At 69.0% G+C, this 1094-nt stretch carries 1 protein-coding gene; it reads left to right on the plus strand.

Features of this window, described 5'->3' with window-relative positions; all coding sequences use genetic code 11:
• Nucleotides 1-63: 63 nt before the first annotated feature.
• A partial coding sequence (locus ACI792_RS20855) for a CpaF family protein (RefSeq protein ID WP_456604268.1) occupies nucleotides 64-1094 on the plus strand: 1031 nt, incomplete at its 3' end.

Consider the following 1094-nt stretch of genomic DNA (forward strand, 5'->3'; position numbering starts at 1 on the left):
GATGCGTTGGGGCGGTTGAAGGACCGGGTGGCGAAGGCGTTGTTCGAGCGGATGGGTGCTCGGATGAGCGATCCGTCGCTGGCCGAGGAGCAGTTGCGCGCGCTGGTGCTGCGGGAGCTGGACGAGGTGGTCGAGGCGGAGAAGATCCCGTTGTCGGCCGAGGAGCGGGCGCGGTTGACCGCGGAGCTGGCCGATGACGTGCTGGGGTTCGGGCCGTTGCAGCGGTTGCTGGATGACGCGTCGGTCACCGAGATCATGTGCAACGGGCCGGAGATGATCTACGTCGAGCGCGCCGGCCGACTCGAGCGGGCGCCTGCGCGGTTCGCCGGCGAGGAGCACCTGCGGCGGGTGATCGACCGGATCGTGTCGAAGGTGGGCCGGCGGATCGACGAGTCCTCGCCGTTGGTGGACGCGCGGCTGGCGGATGGGTCGCGGGTGAACGCGATCATCCCGCCGTTGGCGTTCTCCGGGTCGACGTTGACCATCCGCAAGTTCGCCAAGGACCCGTTCAAGGTCGATGACCTGATCGGGTTCGGCACGTTGTCCCCGGAGATGGCCGAGCTGCTGCAGGCGTGCGTGGATGCGCGGCTGAACGTGATCGTCTCCGGTGGTACCGGTACGGGGAAGACGACGCTGCTGAACGTGCTGTCCTCCTTCATCCCCGAGGGCGAGCGGATCGTGACCATCGAGGACGCGGTGGAGCTGCAGCTGCAGCAGGAGCACGTGGTGCGCCTGGAGTCCCGCCCGCCCAACATCGAGGGCAAGGGTGCGATCACCATCCGCGACCTGGTCCGCAACAGCCTGCGGATGCGGCCGGACCGGATCGTGGTGGGGGAGTGCCGTGGTGGTGAGTCGCTGGACATGCTGCAGGCGATGAACACCGGGCACGACGGGTCGCTGTCCACGGTGCACGCGAACTCCCCGCGGGATGCGATCGCCCGGCTGGAGACGCTGGTGCTGATGGCCGGGATGGACCTGCCGCTGCGGGCGATCCGGGAGCAGATCGCCTCGGCCGTCGACGTGGTGGTGCAGCTGACCCGGCTGCGGGATGGCACCCGGCGGGTCACCCACGTCACCGAGGTCCAGGGCATGGA

The sequence above is a fragment of the Blastococcus sp. SYSU DS0669 genome, assembly GCF_054050895.1.